General features: G+C 71.8%; 18 protein-coding genes. 1 reads left to right on the top strand and 17 read right to left on the bottom strand.

Translation table 11 applies throughout. The features are described 5' to 3' along the window. Positions 1-73 precede the first annotated feature (73 nt). From metK to pyrR, 13 genes are all read right to left on the bottom strand, one after another. A complete protein-coding gene (gene metK / locus ACFYT9_RS32525; protein ID WP_382838968.1) occupies positions 74-1,282 on the bottom strand; it encodes a methionine adenosyltransferase in 1,209 nt (402 codons plus the stop codon). A gap of 286 nt (positions 1,283-1,568) precedes the next feature. Further along, the gene (gene coaBC, locus ACFYT9_RS32520; protein ID WP_376599898.1) at positions 1,569-2,783 is read right to left on the bottom strand and encodes a bifunctional phosphopantothenoylcysteine decarboxylase/phosphopantothenate--cysteine ligase CoaBC; all 1,215 of its coding nucleotides are present in this window, start codon (positions 2,781-2,783) and stop codon (positions 1,569-1,571) included. 120 nt (positions 2,784-2,903) lie between these two features. Next, positions 2,904-3,176: a DNA-directed RNA polymerase subunit omega gene (rpoZ, locus tag ACFYT9_RS32515; protein ID WP_030493615.1), complete on the bottom strand. Its 273-nt coding sequence runs from the start codon at positions 3,174-3,176 to the stop codon at positions 2,904-2,906. Between the two features lie 28 nt (positions 3,177-3,204). After that, the gene (gene gmk / locus ACFYT9_RS32510; protein ID WP_376599896.1) at positions 3,205-3,768 is read right to left on the bottom strand and encodes a guanylate kinase; all 564 of its coding nucleotides are present in this window, start codon (positions 3,766-3,768) and stop codon (positions 3,205-3,207) included. A gap of 85 nt (positions 3,769-3,853) precedes the next feature. Next, complete coding sequence (locus tag ACFYT9_RS32505; protein WP_030493613.1) at positions 3,854-4,177, bottom strand: integration host factor; 324 nt, start codon at positions 4,175-4,177, stop codon at positions 3,854-3,856. A gap of 308 nt (positions 4,178-4,485) precedes the next feature. After that, the gene (gene pyrF, locus ACFYT9_RS32500) at positions 4,486-5,322 is read right to left on the bottom strand and encodes an orotidine-5'-phosphate decarboxylase (RefSeq protein WP_389169360.1); all 837 of its coding nucleotides are present in this window, start codon (positions 5,320-5,322) and stop codon (positions 4,486-4,488) included. Next, positions 5,319-6,431, bottom strand: coding sequence for a quinone-dependent dihydroorotate dehydrogenase (locus tag ACFYT9_RS32495; RefSeq protein ID WP_389169358.1), 1,113 nt, complete (start codon positions 6,429-6,431; stop codon positions 5,319-5,321). Before ACFYT9_RS32495 ends, pyrF begins: the two co-directional genes overlap by 4 nt. 55 nt (positions 6,432-6,486) lie before the next feature. After that, on the bottom strand, positions 6,487-9,795 hold the full coding sequence (carB, locus tag ACFYT9_RS32490; protein WP_387277844.1) for a carbamoyl-phosphate synthase large subunit: 3,309 nt from the start codon (positions 9,793-9,795) through the stop codon (positions 6,487-6,489). Beyond that, on the bottom strand, positions 9,788-10,927 hold the full coding sequence (gene carA / locus ACFYT9_RS32485; RefSeq protein WP_376599890.1) for a glutamine-hydrolyzing carbamoyl-phosphate synthase small subunit: 1,140 nt from the start codon (positions 10,925-10,927) through the stop codon (positions 9,788-9,790). The genes carB and carA overlap by 8 nt, the downstream gene beginning before the upstream one ends. Next, complete coding sequence (locus ACFYT9_RS32480; RefSeq protein WP_376599889.1) at positions 10,924-11,511, bottom strand: hypothetical protein; 588 nt, start codon at positions 11,509-11,511, stop codon at positions 10,924-10,926. Before ACFYT9_RS32480 ends, carA begins: the two co-directional genes overlap by 4 nt. Further along, positions 11,508-12,794 carry a dihydroorotase gene (locus ACFYT9_RS32475; RefSeq protein ID WP_376599887.1) on the bottom strand — a complete coding sequence of 429 codons (1,287 nt, stop codon included), beginning with the start codon at positions 12,792-12,794 and terminating at the stop codon, positions 11,508-11,510. The genes ACFYT9_RS32480 and ACFYT9_RS32475 overlap by 4 nt, the downstream gene beginning before the upstream one ends. A gap of 2 nt (positions 12,795-12,796) precedes the next feature. Beyond that, positions 12,797-13,786, bottom strand: coding sequence for an aspartate carbamoyltransferase catalytic subunit (locus ACFYT9_RS32470; RefSeq protein WP_389169355.1), 990 nt, complete (start codon positions 13,784-13,786; stop codon positions 12,797-12,799). A gap of 84 nt (positions 13,787-13,870) precedes the next feature. Continuing rightward, positions 13,871-14,431, bottom strand: a complete 561-nt coding sequence (pyrR, locus tag ACFYT9_RS32465; RefSeq protein ID WP_387277851.1) for a bifunctional pyr operon transcriptional regulator/uracil phosphoribosyltransferase PyrR — start codon at positions 14,429-14,431, stop codon at positions 13,871-13,873. A gap of 256 nt (positions 14,432-14,687) precedes the next feature. Here pyrR and bldD point away from each other — a divergent pair, with 256 nt between their 5' ends. Beyond that, on the top strand, positions 14,688-15,188 hold the full coding sequence (gene bldD / locus ACFYT9_RS32460; RefSeq protein ID WP_015032294.1) for a transcriptional regulator BldD: 501 nt from the start codon (positions 14,688-14,690) through the stop codon (positions 15,186-15,188). A 197-nt stretch (positions 15,189-15,385) separates the two neighbouring features. On the opposite strand, the gene nusB is transcribed toward bldD, so the two are convergent. From nusB to ACFYT9_RS32440, 4 genes are all read right to left on the bottom strand, one after another. Beyond that, positions 15,386-15,823, bottom strand: a complete 438-nt coding sequence (gene nusB / locus ACFYT9_RS32455; RefSeq protein ID WP_376597570.1) for a transcription antitermination factor NusB — start codon at positions 15,821-15,823, stop codon at positions 15,386-15,388. Between the two features lie 2 nt (positions 15,824-15,825). Then, positions 15,826-16,392 carry an elongation factor P gene (efp, locus tag ACFYT9_RS32450; RefSeq protein WP_189849825.1) on the bottom strand — a complete coding sequence of 189 codons (567 nt, stop codon included), beginning with the start codon at positions 16,390-16,392 and terminating at the stop codon, positions 15,826-15,828. A 49-nt stretch (positions 16,393-16,441) separates the two neighbouring features. Then, positions 16,442-17,554, bottom strand: a complete 1,113-nt coding sequence (locus ACFYT9_RS32445) for a M24 family metallopeptidase (protein WP_387278550.1) — start codon at positions 17,552-17,554, stop codon at positions 16,442-16,444. Positions 17,555-17,617: 63 nt separating this feature from the next. Beyond that, the gene (locus tag ACFYT9_RS32440) at positions 17,618-18,538 is read right to left on the bottom strand and encodes an AAA family ATPase (RefSeq protein WP_389169352.1); all 921 of its coding nucleotides are present in this window, start codon (positions 18,536-18,538) and stop codon (positions 17,618-17,620) included. Positions 18,539-18,540: the final 2 nt, after the last annotated feature.

Genomic DNA, 18,540 nt, shown 5'->3' with positions numbered 1-18,540 from the left:
CTCGGACAGCGGTGCGGACGGCGGAAGCCCGGCACCCCCACGGGGTGCCGGGCTTCCGTCGTCGCGCGGGGCCTTACAGGCCGGCGGCCTTCTTCAGGGCGTCGACGCGGTCGGTGCGCTCCCAGGTGAAGTCGGGCAGCTCGCGGCCGAAGTGGCCGTAGGCGGCGGTCTGGGAGTAGATCGGGCGGAGCAGGTCGAGGTCGCGGATGATCGCGGCCGGGCGGAGGTCGAAGACCTCGCCGATGGCGTTCTCGATCTTCTCGGTCTCGACGGCGTTGGTGCCGAAGGTCTCGACGAAGAGACCGACGGGCTCGGCCTTGCCGATCGCGTAGGCGACCTGGACCTCGCAGCGGGAGGCGAGGCCCGCGGCGACGACGTTCTTGGCGACCCAGCGCATCGCGTAGGCGGCCGAGCGGTCCACCTTCGACGGGTCCTTGCCGGAGAAGGCGCCGCCGCCGTGGCGGGCCATGCCGCCGTACGTGTCGATGATGATCTTGCGACCGGTCAGGCCGGCGTCGCCCATCGGGCCGCCGATCTCGAAGCGGCCGGTCGGGTTGACCAGGAGGCGGTAGCCGTCGGTGTCGAGCTTGATGCCGTCCTCGACGAGCTCCTTCAGGACGTGCTCGACGACGAACTCGCGGATGTCGGGCGCGAGCAGCGAGTCGAGGTCGATGTCCGAGGCGTGCTGCGAGGAGACCACGACCGTGTCGAGGCGGACGGCCTTGTCGCCGTCGTACTCGATGGTGACCTGCGTCTTGCCGTCGGGACGCAGGTACGGGATGGTCCCGTTCTTGCGGACCTCGGTGAGGCGGCGGGAGAGCCGGTGCGCGAGGTGGATCGGCAGCGGCATGAGCTCGGGGGTCTCGTCCGACGCGTAGCCGAACATCAGGCCCTGGTCACCGGCGCCCTGCTTGTCCAGCTCGTCCTCGTCGCCCTCGACGCGCTTCTCGTAAGCGGTGTCCACGCCCTGCGCGATGTCCGGGGACTGCGACCCGATGGAGACCGAGACGCCGCACGAGGCGCCGTCGAAGCCCTTCTTCGAGGAGTCGTACCCGATCTCGAGGATCTTGTTGCGGACGAGGGTGGGGATGTCCGCCCACGCCTTGGTGGTCACCTCGCCGGCGACGTGCACGAGGCCGGTGGTGATCAGCGTCTCGACGGCGACGCGGGAGGTGGGGTCCTCCCGGAGCAGCGCGTCGAGGATGGTGTCGCTGATCTGGTCAGCGATCTTGTCGGGGTGTCCCTCGGTGACGGATTCCGAGGTGAACAGACGACGGGACACAACGCTCCCTGGGGTTGCAGCGGCTGCTGGCTGTCTCTTCGCGGACCGGCAGGGGGCTGCGCCCCGCGACGTTCCACGGACAGTCTATCGGGCGAGGTCGGACCTTGGACCAGGTGTCTCGCCTGGCGAATGGTCCACGGGGGCCGGATTCGGCCTCCGACGGGGCCCGAGGGGGGCTCCGGGTGGGGCGCAGATCACTCCCGGCACGGCGTTTCGCGCGCCCCGCCGGGCACTCCGGTGCCGTACCGGGGCGCCCGGACACCGCTCGGGGCAGACGGGTGAACGCTCAGGCGGGGCGCTCGCGCAGCCGGGGCAGGACGAGGTCCCAGACGGTTTCGGCGAGGGCTTCCTTCGGCCCGTACGGGACCGGGGTCTCCGTGCCGTCGGCGGCGAGGACCACGGCCTCGTTCTCCTCCGAGCCGAAGGTCTTGCGCTCGCCGACCTCGTTGACGACGAGGAGGTCGCAGCCCTTGCGGGCGAGTTTGGCGCGGCCGTTGGCCAGGACGTCGTCGGTCTCGGCGGCGAAGCCGACGACGACCTGGCCGGGCAGGGCGCGCTCGGCGGAGAGCTCGGCGAGGATGTCGGGGTTGCGGACCAGCTCGATGGTCGGGGCGCCCCCGTCGTCGGTCTTCTTGATCTTGCCGGTGGCGTACGAGGCCGGGCGGAAGTCGGCGACGGCGGCGGCCATCACGACCGCGTCGGCGTCGGCGGCGGCCTTGAGGACGGCCTCGCGCAGCTGGAGGGCGGTGCCCGCGTGGACCACGTCGACTCCGGCCGGGTCGGGCATGCCCGTGTTGGCCTCGACGAGGGTGACCCGGGCGCCGCGCGCGGCGGCCGCCTTGGCGAGGGCGTACCCCTGCTTGCCGGAGGAGCGGTTGCCCAGGTAGCGGACCGGGTCGAGGGGCTCGCGGGTGCCGCCGGCGCTCACCACGACATGGCGTCCGGCGAGGTCGGGGGCGGTGACTCCGCGGGCCAGGATCCTCCGGCAGACCTCGAAGATCTCGCCGGGGTCGGGGAGCCGGCCCTTGCCGGTGTCGACGCCGGTGAGGCGGCCGACGGCGGGTTCGATGACGACGGCGCCGCGGCGGCGGAGCGTGGCCACGTTCTCCTGGGTGGCCGGGTGCTCCCACATCTCGGTGTGCATGGCGGGGGCGAAGACGACCGGACAGCGCGCGGTGAGCAGCGTGTTGGTGAGGAGGTCGTCGGCGAGGCCGTGGGCGGCCTTGGCCAGCATGTCGGCGGTGGCGGGGGCGACGACGACGAGGGCGGCGGCCTGGCCGATGCGGACGTGCGGCACCTCGTGGACGGAGTCCCAGACCTCGGTGGAGACCGGGTTGCCGGAGAGCGCGGACCAGGTGGCGGCGCCGACGAAGTGGAGCGCGGAGTCGGTGGGGACGACGCGGACGTCGTGGCCCGACTCGGTGAGCCGGCGCAGCAGCTCGCACGCTTTGTAGGCGGCGATGCCACCGCTCACGCCCAGAACGACCTTCGGCTTGGTCACGGCTGTCACTCCCCGCGCTCGTACGCGTACTCGGCTGCGTTACGACTCCAGTATCCGAGTCCATGAGACACCACAGGCCCGGCGGACGAACCGCCGGGCCTGGAGTGACGAACGCAACGCTTACTGAACGGGGCCCTCGACGGCCTCGGAGGTCAGCAGACCCGCGTTGATCTCGCGCAGGGCGATCGAGAGCGGCTTCTCGTGGACGTGGGTGTCGACGAGGGGACCGACGTACTCCAGCAGGCCCTCACCGAGCTGCGAGTAGTACGCGTTGATCTGACGCGCGCGCTTGGCCGCGTAGATCACGAGGCTGTACTTCGAGTCAGTGGCCTCGAGCAGCTCGTCGATCGGCGGGTTGATGATGCCCTCGGGCGCGGTGATGGAAGAGGACACGCTCTACCTTCCGAAGATGGATAAAAGATCAGACTACGTGCATCAACGTTAGCAGCTCGCGCGCGACGTCCTCGACGGAGGTGTTGACGAGCGTGGTGTCGAACTCCGACTCGGCGGCGAGCTCGATCCTGGCGGCGGCGAGACGCCGCTCGATGACCTCGGGCGACTCGGTGCCGCGGCCGGTGAGCCGGCGGACCAGCTCCTCCCAGCTCGGCGGGGCCAGGAAGACGAGCCGGGAGTCGGCCATGGACTCCTTCACCTGACGCGCGCCCTGGAGCTCGATCTCCAGGAGGACGGGCTCGCCCTTCTCCAGGCGGTCGACGACCGCGCTGCGGGGGGTGCCGTAGCGGTTGCCCGCGAACTCGGCCCACTCGAGGAGCTCACCGTTGGCGATCAGCTTGTCGAACTCGTCGTCCGAGACGAAGAAGTACTGGACGCCGTGCTTCTCGCCGGGGCGGGGCTTTCGTGTCGTGGCCGACACCGAGAGCCAGACCTCGGGGTGGACCTTGCGCATATGAGCGACGACCGTGCTCTTGCCGACCCCTGAGGGGCCGGAGAGCACGGTCAGCCGCGGACGTACCTCTGCTGCCATGCAGCGATTATTCCAGCATCGCCGGGGTGCCCGGGACGGATGTCCCGGATCGGGCACCGGGCCGGACGACGGTCCGGGCGCCCGATCAGGCGCCGGCGCCGCCGAACTCGCGCTCCAGGGAGGCGATCTGGTTGGAGCCGAGACCACGGACACGACGGCTCTCGGAGATGCCGAGCCGCTCCATGATCTGCTTGGCGCGGACCTTGCCGACGCCGGGAAGGGACTCAAGGAGGGCGGAGACCTTCATCTTGCCGATGACGTCGTTCTCCTGGCCCTGCTTGATGACCTCGTGGAGGGAGGCGCCGGAGTGCTTGAGTCGATTCTTGACCTCGGCCCGCTCCCGGCGAGCCGCGGCGGCCTTTTCGAGCGCGGCTGCGCGCTGTTCAGGGGTAAGGGGCGGAAGAGCCACGCCTACGTCACCTCGGATGTCGATCTGTCGGATACGGACCGGTGAGGGACCTGGTCGACCCACACCAGTGGAGCAACGTCCAACGACGTGACCGTTGGACGTCTGCCCTGCCCCGGAGACTAGCGGCCGCGGCCGCTCCAGTCAGCGAGAACAGCGGAAAAGTCCTGGTCAGCCTCTGCCGACCAGGACTTTTCCGGCATAACGACCCGGATTTCTGCCAAGATTTCGTCAAGTGCCACGACGCTGGGCCGTCCGAGGGTGCCGTCCGCTCCCACCTGCGGGGATGCCAGGACGGCGGTGGGAGCGTGTCACCCGGCGACGGCCGCCCGGATCTCGTCCGCGTAGCGCGTCGCCGCGTCCCGCAGGGCGGACGCGTCGGGTCCGGCGCGGAGCACGCCCCGGCTCACGTTCGGGACGACGTTGCGGACCGCGTCCCCGAAGACCACCGGGAGGTCGGCCGGGGTCGCCCCCTGGGCGCCGATGCCGGGGGCCAGGAGCGGGCCGTTGATGTCGAGGTCGAAGGAGGAGAGGTCGCCGAGGGTGGCGCCGACGACCGCGCCGAAGGAGCCCATGGGGGTCTCCCCCGCGTTCTCCTCGGCGAGGTGGGCGAGCATGGTCGCGCCGATGGTGCGCCCGTCCTCACGGACGGCCCGCTGGACCTCGCCGCCCTCCGGGTTGGAGGTGAGGGCGAGCACGAAGAGCCCGGCGCCGGACTCCCGGGCCAGGTCGACGGCCGGCTTCAGGGAGCCGTAGCCGAGGTACGGGGAGACCGTGAGCGCGTCGGAGAAGAGCGGGGAGTCCTTGCGGAGGAACGCCTCCGCGTAGGCGCCCATCGTGGAGCCGATGTCGCCGCGCTTGGCGTCCATGACGACCAGGCCGCCGGCCGCGCGCAGGTCGGCGGTGGCGCGCTCCAGGACGGCGACGCCGCGCGAGCCGAAGCGCTCGAAGAAGGCGGCCTGCGGCTTGAAGACGGCGACGGTGTCCGCCAGCGCCTCGACCACGGTGTACGTGAAGCGCTCCAGGCCCGCGATGTCGTCGGCGAGGCCCCAGGAGTCCAGCAGCGAGGCGTGCGGGTCGACGCCGACGCAGAGGGGGCCGCGCTCGTCCATGGCGGCGCGCAGACGGGTGCCGAAGGGGAGGGTCACGAGGTGGTGGCCTTTCGGTGGTCGGCGCCGACGGCTTCGGCGAGGGTGGCGTACGGGGAGGCCGCGAGGCGGGCTGCGAGGCCCTTGTGGATCGCCCGGGCGTAGAACGGCCCCTCGTAGATGAAGGCGCTGTAGCCCTGGATCAGGGTGGCACCGGCCAGGATGCGCTGCCAGGCGTCCTCGGCGTTCTCGATGCCGCCGACGCCCACCAGGACGATCCGGTCGCCCACGCGCGCGTACAGGCGGCGCAGGACCTCCAGGGAGCGCTCCTTGAGCGGGGCGCCGGAGAGGCCGCCGGTCTCCTGGACGAGGGCCGGGGCGGAGGAGAGGCCGAGGCCCTCGCGGGCGATGGTGGTGTTGGTGGCGATGATGCCGTCCAGGCCGAGTTCGACGGCGAGGTCGGCGACGGCGTCCACGTCCTCGTCGGCGAGGTCGGGGGCGATCTTCACCAGGAGCGGGACCCGGCGGTCGGTGACCGTGCGGTCGGCGGCCTCGCGGACGGCGGTGAGCAGCGGGCGCAGCGACTCGGTGGCCTGGAGGTTGCGCAGGCCGGGGGTGTTCGGCGAGGAGACGTTGACCACGAGGTAGTCGGCGTGGGCGGCGAGCCGCTCGGTGGACTTCACGTAGTCGGCGGCCGCGTCGGCCTCCTCGACCACCTTGGTCTTGCCGATGTTGACGCCGACGACGGTCCGGAAGACCGCCGCGCGCGCGTGGAGGCGGGCGGCGACGGCGGCGGAGCCCTCGTTGTTGAAGCCCATGCGGTTGATCAAGGCCCGGTCCGGGACGAGGCGGAAGAGCCGCTTCCTGGGGTTGCCGGGCTGGGCCTCGCCGGTGACCGTGCCGATCTCGACGTGGTCGAAGCCGAGCATGGCCATGCCGTCGATGGCGACGGCGTTCTTGTCGAAGCCGGCCGCGAGGCCGAAGGGGCCGTGCATGCGGAGGCCCAGGGCCTCGGTGCGCAGCTCCTTGTACCGGGGGGCGAGGGCGGCGGCGACGAAGGTCCGCAGGACCGGGGTGCGGGCGGCCAGCCGGATCCAGCGGAAGGCGAGGTAGTGGGCCTTCTCCGGGTCCATGCGCTTGAAGACGAGCTGGAAGAAGAGCTTGTACATGGTGGTGTCCTCATGAAGAGGGGGACACCGTTTCCGGTGTCCCCCTCGGTGGCTGCTAGTCGCGGGCCGCGGTCAGGTGTTCGGCGTGTTCCTGGAGGGAACGGACGCCGACGCCGCCGTGGTTGAGGGCGTCGATGCCCTGCACGGCCGCGGCGAGCGCCTGGACCGTGGTGAGGCACGGGACGCCGCGGGCCACCGCCGCCGTACGGATCTCGTAGCCGTCGAGGCGGCCGCCGGTGCCGTACGGGGTGTTGACGATCAGGTCGACCTGGCCGTCGTGGATGAGCTGGACGATCGTCTTCTCGCCGTCCGGGCCCTCGCCCTCGCTGAGCTTGCGCACGACGGTGGCGTTGATGCCGTTGCGCTTGAGGACCTCGGCGGTGCCGGAGGTGGCCATGAGCTCGAAGCCGTGGGCGACCAGCTCGCGGGCCGGGAAGATCATCGAGCGCTTGTCGCGGTTGGCGACGGAGATGAAGGCGCGGCCCTTGGTGGGCAGCGGGCCGTAGGCGCCGGCCTGCGACTTGGCGTAGGCGGTGCCGAAGACGGCGTCGATGCCCATGACCTCGCCGGTGGAGCGCATCTCCGGGCCGAGGACGGTGTCCACGCCGCGGCCGTGCACGTCGCGGAAGCGCGACCACGGCATCACGGCCTCCTTGACGGAGATCGGCGCGTCGAGCGGCAGGGTGCCGCCGTCGCCGGTCTTCGGCAGCAGGCCCTCGGCGCGCAGCTCGGCGATGGTCGCGCCCAGCGAGATGCGGGCGGCGGCCTTGGCGAGCGGGACGGCGGTGGCCTTGGAGGTGAAGGGCACGGTCCGGGAGGCGCGCGGGTTGGCCTCCAGGACGTAGAGGATGTCACCGGCCATGGCGAACTGGATGTTGATCAGGCCGCGGACGCCGACGCCCTTGGCGATGGCCTCGGTGGAGGCGCGCAGCCGCTTGATGTCGAAGCCGCCGAGGGTGATCGGGGGCAGGGCGCAGGCCGAGTCGCCGGAGTGGATGCCGGCCTCCTCGATGTGCTCCATGACACCGCCGAGGTAGAGCTCCTCGCCGTCGTAGAGGGCATCGACGTCGATCTCGATGGCGTCGTCGAGGAAGCGGTCGACCAGGACCGGCCGGGTGGGGCTGATCTCGGTGGACTCGGCGATGTACGCCTCCAGGCGCGCCTCGTCGTAGACGATCTCCATGCCGCGGCCGCCGAGGACGTACGAGGGGCGGACGAGGACCGGGTAGCCGATCTCGTCGGCGATCTCCTTGGCGCCGGCGAAGGTGGTGGCGGTGCCGTGCTTGGGGGCCGGCAGGCCGGCCTCCTCCAGGACGCGGCCGAAGGCGCCGCGGTCCTCGGCGGCGTGGATGGCCTCCGGGGAGGTGCCGACGACCGGCACGCCGTTGTCCTTGAGGGCCTGGGAGAGGCCGAGCGGGGTCTGGCCGCCGAGCTGGACGACCACACCGGCGATCGGGCCCGCGAGGGACTCGGCGTGGACGATCTCCAGGACATCCTCCAGGGTGAGCGGCTCGAAGTAGAGCCGGTCGGAGGTGTCGTAGTCGGTGGAGACGGTCTCCGGGTTGCAGTTGACCATCACGGTCTCGAAGCCGGCGTCGCTGAGGGCGAAGGAGGCGTGGACGCAGGAGTAGTCGAACTCGATGCCCTGGCCGATGCGGTTCGGGCCGGAGCCGAGGATGATCACGGCGGGCTTGTCGCGGGGCGCGACCTCGGACTCCTCGTCGTAGGACGAGTAGAAGTACGGGGTCTTGGCGGCGAACTCGGCGGCGCAGGTGTCGACCGTCTTGTAGACCGGGCGGACGCCGAGGGCGTGCCGGACCTCGCGGACGACGTCCTCGCGCAGGCCGCGGATCTCGGCGATCTGGGCGTCGGAGAAGCCGTGGCGCTTGGCCTCGGCCAGGAGCTCCGGCTCCAGCTTCTCGACGGCGGCGAGCTCGTCGGCGATCTCCTTGATCAGGAAGAGCTGGTCGACGAACCACGGGTCGATCTTCGTGTACGCGAAGACCTCCTCCGGGGTGGCGCCGGCGCGGATCGCCTGCATGACGGTGTTGATCCGGCCGTCGGTGGGGCGGACCGCCTCGCGGAGCAGTTCGGCCTTGTCGCCGGGCTCGCCGGTGAAGGCGAACTGGCTGCCCTTCTTCTCCAGGGAGCGCAGGGCCTTCTGGAGGGCCTCGGGGAAGTTCCGGCCGATGGCCATGGCCTCGCCGACCGACTTCATGGTCGTGGTCAGCGTGGAGTCGGCGGAGGGGAACTTCTCGAAGGCGAAGCGGGGCGCCTTGACCACGACGTAGTCGAGCGTGGGCTCGAAGGACGCCGGGGTCTTCTCGGTGATGTCGTTCGGGATCTCGTCGAGCGTGTAGCCGACGGCGAGCCGGGCCGCGATCTTGGCGATCGGGAAGCCGGTGGCCTTGGAGGCGAGCGCCGAGGAGCGGGAGACGCGCGGGTTCATCTCGATGACGATGACGCGGCCGTCGTCGGGGTTGACGGCGAACTGGATGTTGCAGCCGCCGGTGTCGACGCCGACCTCGCGGATGATCGCGATGCCGACGTCGCGGAGGATCTGGTACTCGCGGTCGGTGAGCGTCATCGCCGGGGCGACGGTGATGGAGTCGCCGGTGTGGACGCCCATCGGGTCGAAGTTCTCGATGGAGCAGACGACCACGACGTTGTCGTGCTTGTCGCGCATCAGCTCCAGCTCGTACTCCTTCCAGCCGAGGATGGACTCCTCCAGGAGCACCTCGGTGGTCGGGGAGAGCGTGAGGCCCTGGCCGGCGATGCGGCGCAGCTCCTCCTCGTCGTGGGCGAAGCCGGAGCCGGCGCCGCCCATGGTGAAGGAGGGGCGGACGACGACGGGGTAGCCGCCGAGCGTCCCGACGCCGGCGAGGACGTCCTCCATGGTGTGGCAGATGACCGAGCGGGCGGACTCGCCGTGGCCGATCTTGGCCTTGACGGCCTCGACGACGCCCTTGAAGAGGTCGCGGTCCTCGCCCTTGTGGATGGCCTCGACGTTGGCGCCGATGAGCTCCACGCCGTACTTCTCCAGGACGCCCTGCTCGTGCATGGAGATCGCGGTGTTGAGCGCGGTCTGGCCGCCGAGGGTGGGCAGGAGGGCGTCGGGGCGCTCCTTGGCGATGATCTTCTCGACGAACTCGGGGGTGATCGGCTCGACGTAGGTGGCGTCGGCGATCTCCGGGTCGGTCATGATCGTGGCCGGGTTGGAGTTGACCAGGATGACCCGCAGGCCCTCGGCCTTGAGGACCCGGCAGGCCTGGGTACCGGAGTAGTCGAACTCGGCGGCCTGGCCGATGACGATCGGGCCGGAGCCGATGACCAGGACGGACTGGATGTCGGTGCGCTTAGGCACGCTCGGCCTCCATGAGGGTCACGAAGCGGTCGAAGAGGTACGCGGCGTCGTGCGGGCCCGCGGCCGCCTCGGGGTGGTACTGGACGGAGAAGCCGGGCTGGTCGAGCAGCTGGAGGCCCTCCACCACGTTGTCGTTCAGGCAGACGTGGGAGACCTCGGCGCGGCCGAAGGGGGTCTCGGAGACCTTGTCGAGGGGCGCGTCGACGGCGAAGCCGTGGTTGTGCGCGGTGACCTCGACCTTGCCGGTCGTCCGGTCCTGGACGGGCTGGTTGATGCCCCGGTGGCCGTACTTCAGCTTGTAGGTGCCGAAGCCGAGCGCGCGGCCGAGGATCTGGTTGCCGAAGCAGATGCCGAAGAGCGGGGTCCTGCGCTCCAGGACGGCGGTCATGAGCGCGACCGGGCCGTCGGCGGTGGCCGGGTCGCCCGGGCCGTTGGAGAAGAAGACGCCGTCCGGGGCCACCGCGTACACGTCCTCGACGGTGGCGGTGGCGGGCAGCACGTGGACCTCGATGCCGCGCTGGGCCATCCGGTGCGGGGTCATGCCCTTGATGCCGAGGTCGATCGCGGCGACGGTGAAGCGCTTCTCGCCGATCGCGGGGACGACGTACGGCTCCTTGGTGGCGACCTCCTCGTAGAGGCTGGCGCCCTTCATCTGCGGCTGGGCCTGCACGCGGGCGAGCAGCTCGGCCTCGGGGGCCAGGGACTCGCCGGAGAAGACGCCGGCGCGCATGGAGCCGCGCTCGCGGAGGTGGCGGGTGAGGGCGCGGGTGTCGATGCCGGAGATGCCGACGACGCCCTGGGCGACCAGCTCGTCGTCGAGGCTGCGCTTGGCGCGCCAGTTCGACGGGATGCGGGCGGGGTCGCGGACCACGTAGCCGGAGACCCAGATGCGGCCGGACTCGTCGTCCTCGTCGTTCCAGCCGGTGTTGCCGATCTGGGGGGCGGTGGCGACGACGATCTGGCGGTCGTACGACGGGTCGGTGAGGGTCTCCTGGTAGCCGGTCATGCCGGTGGAGAACACGGCCTCGCCGAAGGTCTCCCCCACGGCCCCGTAGGCGCGGCCGCGGAAGGTGCGGCCGTCCTCCAGGACGAGTACGGCGGGAGCCTGGGCTCCCCTTGTGGAGGTCGTCATCGTGCGATGCCTTCCGTCGTGTCGATCATCGGGGTGTCGATCATGGAGTTGATGGCCTCGACCCAGGCGGTGTGTCCGGCGGCGCGGTCGGAGCGGAAGCCGGAGTCGAGGAGGGTGGAGCCGTGCTCCCAGGTGACGATCAGGAGCCCGCCCTCGGCGAGGACCTTGCCGGCGATGCCCTTGTCGAGGCGGGCCTCGCGCAGGGCGGCGGCGGGGATCAGGAAGTCGTTCGCCCCGGGGCGGACGACCGAGATCCCGGCGTCGGTGAGCGTCAGCTCGGCGCGGCTGCGGGTGCCGAGGCCGTGGGCGACGATCCGGTCGAGCCACTGTCCGGCGGTGGTGGAGCCGTGGTAGCGGCCTGCCGCCGTCAGCTTCGCCTCGCCGGGCGCGTCCGGCAGCTCGGGGAGCGGCGGGAGGTCCGACTGGAGGCTGCCGCGCCACTTCCAGCCCTGGCGCATGAGCCAGTAGACGAGGACGACGAAGAGCAGGAGTCCGACGACCCAGCCGATCCGGCCTGCCCAGTCGGTCACCTCTGCCGACTTCTGCTCCGCGGCGAGGGCCGCGCTTGCGATGTGGTGTGTCACGCCAACTTCCCGTCCATGACCGTTGCCCGGCCCCGCAGGAAGGTGTGGGTGACGCGACCCGGCAGCTCGCGGCCCTCGTAGGGGGTGTTGCGGCTGCGGGAGGCGAAGTCCGCGGGGTCCACGGTCCCACGGTAAGCCGGATCGACGAGGACCAGGTTGGCGGGCTCACCAGCCGAGACGGGTCGTCCATGGCCGGTGGCCCGGCCGATGCGGGCCGGGGCGGCGGACATCCGGTCGGCGACGCCGGCCCAGTCGAGGAGGCCGGTCTCCACCATCGTCTGCTGGACGACGGAGAGCGCGGTCTCCAGGCCGACCATGCCCATGGCGGCGGCGGCCCACTCGCAGTCCTTGTCCTCGTGCGGGTGCGGGGCGTGGTCGGTGGCGACGATGTCGATCGTGCCGTCGGCCAGGGCCTCGCGCAGCGCCATCACGTCGCGCTCGGTGCGCAGCGGCGGGTTGACCTTGTAGACCGGGTTGTACGTGCGGACCAGCTCGTCCGTGAGGAGGAGGTGGTGCGGGGTGACCTCGGCGGTGACGTCGATGCCGCGGGACTTGGCCCAGCGGACGATCTCGACGGAGCCGGCGGTGGAGAGGTGGCAGATGTGGACGCGGGAGCCGACGTGCTCGGCGAGGAGGACGTCGCGGGCGATGATCGACTCCTCGGCGACGGCCGGCCAGCCGCCCAGGCCGAGCTCGGCGGAGACGATGCCCTCGTTCATCTGGGCGCCCTCGGTGAGGCGGGGCTCCTGGGCGTGCTGGGCGACGACGCCGCCGAAGGCCTTCACGTACTCCAGGGCGCGGCGCATGATCACGGCGTCGTCGACGCACTTGCCGTCGTCGGAGAAGACGGTGACGCCGGCGGCGGAGTCGTGCATGGCGCCGAGCTCGGCGAGCTTCTTGCCCTCCAGGCCGACGGTGACGGCGCCGATGGGCTGCACGTCGCAGTAGCCGGCCTCCTTGCCGAGCCGGTAGACCTGCTCGACGACGCCGGCGGTGTCGGCGACGGGGTGGGTGTTGGCCATGGCGAAGACGGCGGTGTAGCCGCCGGAGGCGGCGGCGCGGGTGCCGGTGAGGACGGTCTCGGAGTCCTCGCGGCCGGGCTCGCGCAGGTGGGTGTGGAGGTCGACGAGGCCCGGGAGGAGGATCCGGCCGTCGGCCTCGATCACGGTCGCGCCCTCGGCGGACAGGCCAATCCCGACCTCGGCGATGGTCTCGCCGTCGATCAGGACGTCCTGCGGCTCGCCGCCCAGCACCTTCGCACCACGGATAAGGATCTTGCTCATCTTTACTTGCTCTCCTCGGTACGGGCGGTGGTGACGGGGGCCGCGGCCGGCTCGGAGCCGCCCAGCAGCAGGTAGAGGACGGCCATCCGGACGGAGACGCCGTTGGCGACCTGCTCGACGACCGTGCAGCGGTCGGAGTCGGCGACCTCGGCGGTGATCTCCATGCCGCGGACCATGGGGCCGGGGTGCATGACGATGGCGTGCTCGGGCATCTTCGCCATCCGCTCGCCGTCGAGCCCGTAGCGGCGCGAGTACTCGCGCTCGGTCGGGAAGAAGGCGGCGTTCATCCGCTCACGCTGCACACGCAGCATCATGACCGCGTCGGACTTCGGCAGCACCCTGTCGAGGTCGTACGAGACCTCGCAGGGCCAGGTCTCGACGCCGACGGGGACGAGGGTGGGCGGGGCCACCAGGGTGACCTCGGCGCCGAGGGTGTGCAGCAGGTCGACGTTGGAGCGGGCGACCCGGCTGTGCAGGACGTCGCCGACGAGGGTGATCCGCTTGCCGTCCAGGTCCCTGCCGAGACCGGCGTCGCGGCCGACGAGGCGGCGGCGCATGGTGAAGGCGTCCAGGAGGGCCTGGGTGGGGTGCTGGTGGGTGCCGTCGCCCGCGTTGATGACGGGGGCGTCGATCCAGCCGGAGGTGGCCAGGCGGTAGGGGGCTCCGGAGGCGCCGTGCCGGATGACGACGGCGTCGACGCCCATCGCCTCCAGGGTCTGCGCGGTGTCCTTCAGGGACTCGCCCTTGGAGACGCTGGAGCCCTTGGCCGCGAAGTTGATGACGTCGGCGGAGAGGCGCTTCTCGGCGGCCTCGAAGGAGATCCGGGTCCGGGTGGAGTCCTCGAAGAAGAGGTTGCAGATGGTCCGGCCGCGGAGGGTCGGAAGCTTCTTGATGGGCCGGTCGGCGACCCGGGCCATCTCCTCGGCGGTGTCGAGGATCAGGACGGCGTCGTCGCGGGTGAGGTCGGCGGCCGAGATGAGGTGACGCATCATCGGGGTTTCTCTCCGGGGTGGGGAGGCGTGAGGGCATGCGGGGGCACACGGGGGTGCCGTGGTCCCGCGGGGTGGCCGGTCCGGCTAGGCGGACTTGCCGCCGAGCAGCACGGTGTCGCGACCGTCCTCCTCGGCGAGCTGGACCTTGACGGTCTCCCGCAGCGACGTGGGGAGGTTCTTGCCGACGTAGTCGGCGCGGATCGGCAGCTCCCGGTGGCCCCGGTCGACGAGGACGGCGAGCTGGACCGCGCGGGGGCGGCCGATGTCGCCGAGGGCGTCGAGGGCGGCGCGGATGGTGCGGCCGGAGAAGAGGACGTCGTCGACGAGGACGACGAGGCGGCCGTCGACGCCTTCCGCGGGGATGTCGGTGCGGCCGATGGCGCGCGCCGGCTTCATCCGCAGGTCGTCGCGGTACATGGTGATGTCGAGCGAACCGACCGGGACCTCGGTGCCGGTGATCGATTCGAGCTTCTCGGCGAGCCGCCGGGCGAGGAAGACGCCACGGGTGGGGATGCCGAGGAGGACCACGTCGTCGGCGCCCTTGGCGCGCTCGACGATCTCGTGGGCGATCCGGGTCAGGACCCGGGCGATGTCGGGGGCCTCGAGAACGGGCCGCGCCTCATCGGTGTGCGCTTGCGTGTCCATGGAAAAAGGACCTCCTTCTCCGCCTCACGGGACGGCTCTTAAAGGACGTCGGATGTACGGCGTCCACTTTAGCAGGGCGGCCCGCACGGGCTTTCCCCGCACCCCCCTCCCCCGCTCCGACCTGCGGCGGACCGTCCCCCGGGAGGGGGTGGCGAGGCCCTTTCGGCTTGACGGGAAAGAGTAACGCTGCGTAACCTCACAGTGAGTTACCAGCCGCGCGGCGCAGCCGCATGTCGTCACAGCGTCCGGGAGCGTTATGTCCAGCGAATACGCAAAGCAGCTCGGGGCCAAACTCCGCGCCATCCGCACCCAGCAGGGCCTGTCCCTCCACGGCGTGGAGGAGAAGTCCCAGGGCCGCTGGAAGGCCGTCGTGGTCGGCTCGTACGAGCGCGGCGACCGCGCCGTGACCGTGCAGCGCCTGGCCGAGCTGGCGGACTTCTACGGCGTGCCGGTGCAGGAGCTGCTGCCCGGCACCACCCCCGGCGGGGCCGCCGAGCCGCCGCCGAAGCTGGTCCTGGACCTGGAGCGCCTCGCCCACGTCCCGCAGGAGAAGGCCGGCCCGCTCCAGCGCTACGCCGCGACGATCCAGTCGCAGCGCGGCGACTACAACGGCAAGGTGCTGTCGATCCGCCAGGACGACCTGCGCACCCTGGCCGTCATCTACGACCAGTCCCCCTCGGTCCTGACCGAGCAGCTGATCAGCTGGGGCGTGCTCGACGCCGACGCGCGCCGCGCCGTCGCCCACGAGGAGAACTGACAGCTCCTCCCGAGCACCCACCCCCTTGCAGAAACGTGCCGCCGGGCCCGTGGAACGTCATCCGACGCCACGGGCCCGGCGCTTTCGCGTCCCCACCCCTCACCCTTTCGGGCTAACGCGAGGAACGAGGACCCCGGGCATGCGAAGGGGCCCGCGGCACCGAGGTGCCGCGGGCCCCTTCGACGGGCCGTTCGGGACTAGGCGTCCACGTCCCGGCGCAGCCGGGGCTTCAGGTCCTTGAAGCGCCCCAGGAGGCCGTTGACGAAGGACGGGGAGTCGTCCGTGGAGAACTCCTTGGCGAGCTGCACCGCCTCGTCGATCGCCACCGCGTCCGGGGTGCCGTCCTCCCAGATCAGCTCGTACGCGCCGAGGCGCACGATGCTGCGGTCGGCGGCCGGCATCCGGTCGAGGTCCCAGTCCACCGCGTAGGTGGCGATGAGCTCGTCGATCCGGGCGATGTACTGCGCGTACCCCTCGACCAGCTGCATGGTGAAGTCACCGACCGCGGGCTGGCGCTCGTCGGCACGGTGGAGCCGGATCTGGTCCGCGAGGACCTCCTGCACCGAAGTGCCGCGCTGGTCGGCCTCGAACAGGATCTGGAAGGCCCGCCTGCGGGCCTTGCTCCGGGCGGCCACGGTTAGCTGTTCACCCGGCCGAGGTAGTCGCTGGTGCGGGTGTCGACCTTGACCTTCTCACCGGTGGTGATGAAGAGCGGGACCTGGATCTCGTGGCCGGTCTCCAGCTTGGCGGGCTTGGTGCCACCGGTGGAGCGGTCGCCCTGGACGCCCGGCTCGGTCTCGGCGATGACCAGCTCGACGGCGGCCGGCAGCTCGACGTAGAGCACGGAGCCCTCGTTCTGCGCGACGAGCGCGGTGAAGCCCTCGATGAGGAAGTTGGCGGCGTCGCCGACGACCTTGCGGTCGATGTGGAGCTGGTCGTAGGTGTCCAGGTCCATGAAGACGAAGTAGTCGCCGTCCATGTAGGAGAACTGCATGTCGCGCTTGTCGACGTTCGCGGTCTCCACCTTCACGCCGGCGTTGAAGGTCTTGTCGACGACCTTGCCGGACAGCACGTTCTTGAGCTTGGTGCGCACGAAGGCCGGGCCCTTGCCGGGCTTGACGTGCTGGAACTCGACGACGGACCAGAGCTGGCCCCCGTCGAGCTTGAGCACCATGCCGTTCTTGAGGTCGTTCGTGGAAGCCACGGTTGCGGAATCTCCTGGACTGACGTGGGACCGAGGAGGCGTACGCGCTCTACAGCGCGAGCAGCTCCTTGGTCGTGATGGTGAGTAGCTCGGGTCCGCCGTCCGCCTCCTGGCGCACGACGAGCGTGTCATCGATCCGGACCCCGCCCCGGCCCGGGAGGTGGACCCCCGGTTCGACGGTGACCGGCACACAAGCGTCCAGTTTACCCATGGCCGAGGGGGACAGCTGCGGGTCCTCGTCGATTTCGAGCCCGACCCCGTGTCCGGTGAGGGGTACGGCGGTCGCCGCGTGCCCCCCGGAGTCGAGGATCTGGCGGGCCGCGCGGTCCACGTCACGGTACTCGGCGCCCGGCACGAGGGACTCCCGGCCGGCCCGCTGAGCGGCGAAGACGAGCTCGTACAGCTCGATCTGCCAGTCGGCCGGGGCGGTGCCGATGACGAAGGTCCGGCCGATCTCGCAGCGGTAGCCGCGGTAGTCCGCGCCGAGGCAGACCGAAAGGAAATCGCCCTCCTCGACCCGGCGGTCGGTGGGGCGGTGGCCGCGCCGGCCGGAGTGGGGTCCGGTGGCGACCGAGGTGGGGAAGGCGGCCCCGTCGGCGCCGTGGTCGACGAGCCGCCGCTCCAGTTCGAGGGCGAGGTGGCGCTCGGTCCTGCCGACCAGGATGGACTCCAGGAGCTCGCCGAGCGCCTGGTCGGCGATCTCGGCGGCGATCCGCAGACAGCCGATCTCGTCCTCGTCCTTGACCACCCGCAGCTGCTCGACGGCGCAGGCGAGGTCGGCGAGGCGGAGCCCGGGGGCGGCGGCGCCGAGGCTCCGGTGGCGGGCCACCGTCAGGTGGTGCTCCTCGACGGCGAGGCCGTCGGCTCCGGACCGGCGCGCGAGTTCGGCGGCGGCCACCGCCGGATCACCGCCGCCGAGCGGGAGCTGCTGCTGCCTGAGGTGCTCGTCCAGCCGCCCGTCGAGGGGCTCGCCCTCGCTCGCGGTGGGCCGGAGGAGCACGTCGGCGCCCGGCTCGGGGCCGACCATCAGGACGGCTCCGGGCGGGGCGCCGCCGGCGAGATAGCGGACGTTGGCGGGACGGGAGACCAGGGCCGCCGCGCTGCCCGCTGCCGCGACCCGGTCGCGCAGCCTGACCCGGCGGTCCGCATACACCTGTGACATGTATCCGAGCCTACGAGCGCGGCCCCGCCCCGGCCTGTCGGCGGCGTCCGACCGGGGAACCGGTCAGCCGGCGGGCGGCGCGGCTATCGCCCGGGCCAGCGCCTCGTCGAGGAGCCGGGCGGTGCCCTCCACGTCGAGCGCGGAGTTGTCGATGATCGGCAGCCCGGAGCCGTACCAGCCGGCCATCCGGCCGTGGATCGCCGCGACCTCCTCGTCGGAGAGGCGCCGGTTGCCGGAGCGCTGGGCGTTGCGCTCCAGGACGACGTCCAGGCCGGGCAGGAGGACCACCGGCAGCAGTCCGGGGCCGACGTGCCGCTTCCAGCCGCCGAGGCCGACGACGGGGCGGTCGGGGAAGACGGCGTCGTCGAGGATGCAGGAGATGCCGTTGGCGAGGAAGTTGCGGGCGGCGAAGCCGCAGGTGCGGCGGGCGAGCCGGTACTGCGCCTCGGAGTGGTCGTTCCACCCCGACTGGGGGTCGGCGAAGCCGGAGCACACCCACTCCCGCACGTCGTCGAGGCTGATGTGGGCGGTGGGGACGGGCCGCCGGCGCGCCCAGTGCCGGGCGACCGTGGTCTTGCCCGCGCCGGCCGGCCCGATCAGCAGGACGGCGAGGGTCGCGGTCCCGGTGCCGGGCCCCTGCTCGTACAGCGGCATCGGGGGCGCCAGCGGCACTCCCCCGGTGACGTGCGGGGACAGGCCCGCGGGGCCGGGCGGTGGCACGGATCCGGCGGTGGCGGACGGCGGTACGGCCCCGGCGGTGCCCCAGCCCGCGCCGCCGGGTCCCTGGGCGGGCGGCGGGGGCGGGCCCGGCTGCACGGCCGGGTGCACGCCGAGCCGCCCGCCGGGCGCGCCGGACGGCGGCCCCGGGTAAGGGGCGGCCTGCGGGGGCGGGGGTACGGGACCGTGGCCGCCGGCCGGGATCGGACCGGGCGTCCGGCCCGGCCGCTCGGGCGAGGGCAGCGGTCCCCCCACTGCGTGCTGCATCC

This window comes from Streptomyces sp. NPDC004435, from assembly GCF_042873895.1.
Classification (GTDB): Bacteria; Actinomycetota; Actinomycetes; order Streptomycetales; family Streptomycetaceae; genus Streptomyces.
The sequence above is the reverse complement of the archived record's forward strand: the minus strand, read 5'-3'. Positions and strand labels throughout refer to the sequence as shown.

Coding starts and splice junctions, on each gene's coding strand:
- gmk (WP_376599896.1), bottom strand. CDS start 3,768: ATGGCAGCAGAGGTACGTCCGCGGCTGACCGTGCTCTCCGGCCCCTCA.
- ACFYT9_RS32495 (WP_389169358.1), bottom strand. CDS start 6,431: ATGTACAAGCTCTTCTTCCAGCTCGTCTTCAAGCGCATGGACCCGGAG.
- carA (WP_376599890.1), bottom strand. CDS start 10,927: ATGACGACCTCCACAAGGGGAGCCCAGGCTCCCGCCGTACTCGTCCTG.
- ACFYT9_RS32475 (WP_376599887.1), bottom strand. CDS start 12,794: ATGAGCAAGATCCTTATCCGTGGTGCGAAGGTGCTGGGCGGCGAGCCG.
- ACFYT9_RS32470 (WP_389169355.1), bottom strand. CDS start 13,786: ATGATGCGTCACCTCATCTCGGCCGCCGACCTCACCCGCGACGACGCC.
- pyrR (WP_387277851.1), bottom strand. CDS start 14,431: ATGGACACGCAAGCGCACACCGATGAGGCGCGGCCCGTTCTCGAGGCC.
- bldD (WP_015032294.1), top strand. CDS start 14,688: ATGTCCAGCGAATACGCAAAGCAGCTCGGGGCCAAACTCCGCGCCATC.
- ACFYT9_RS32445 (WP_387278550.1), bottom strand. CDS start 17,554: ATGTCACAGGTGTATGCGGACCGCCGGGTCAGGCTGCGCGACCGGGTC.
- ACFYT9_RS32440 (WP_389169352.1), bottom strand. CDS start 18,538: ATGCAGCACGCAGTGGGGGGACCGCTGCCCTCGCCCGAGCGGCCGGGC.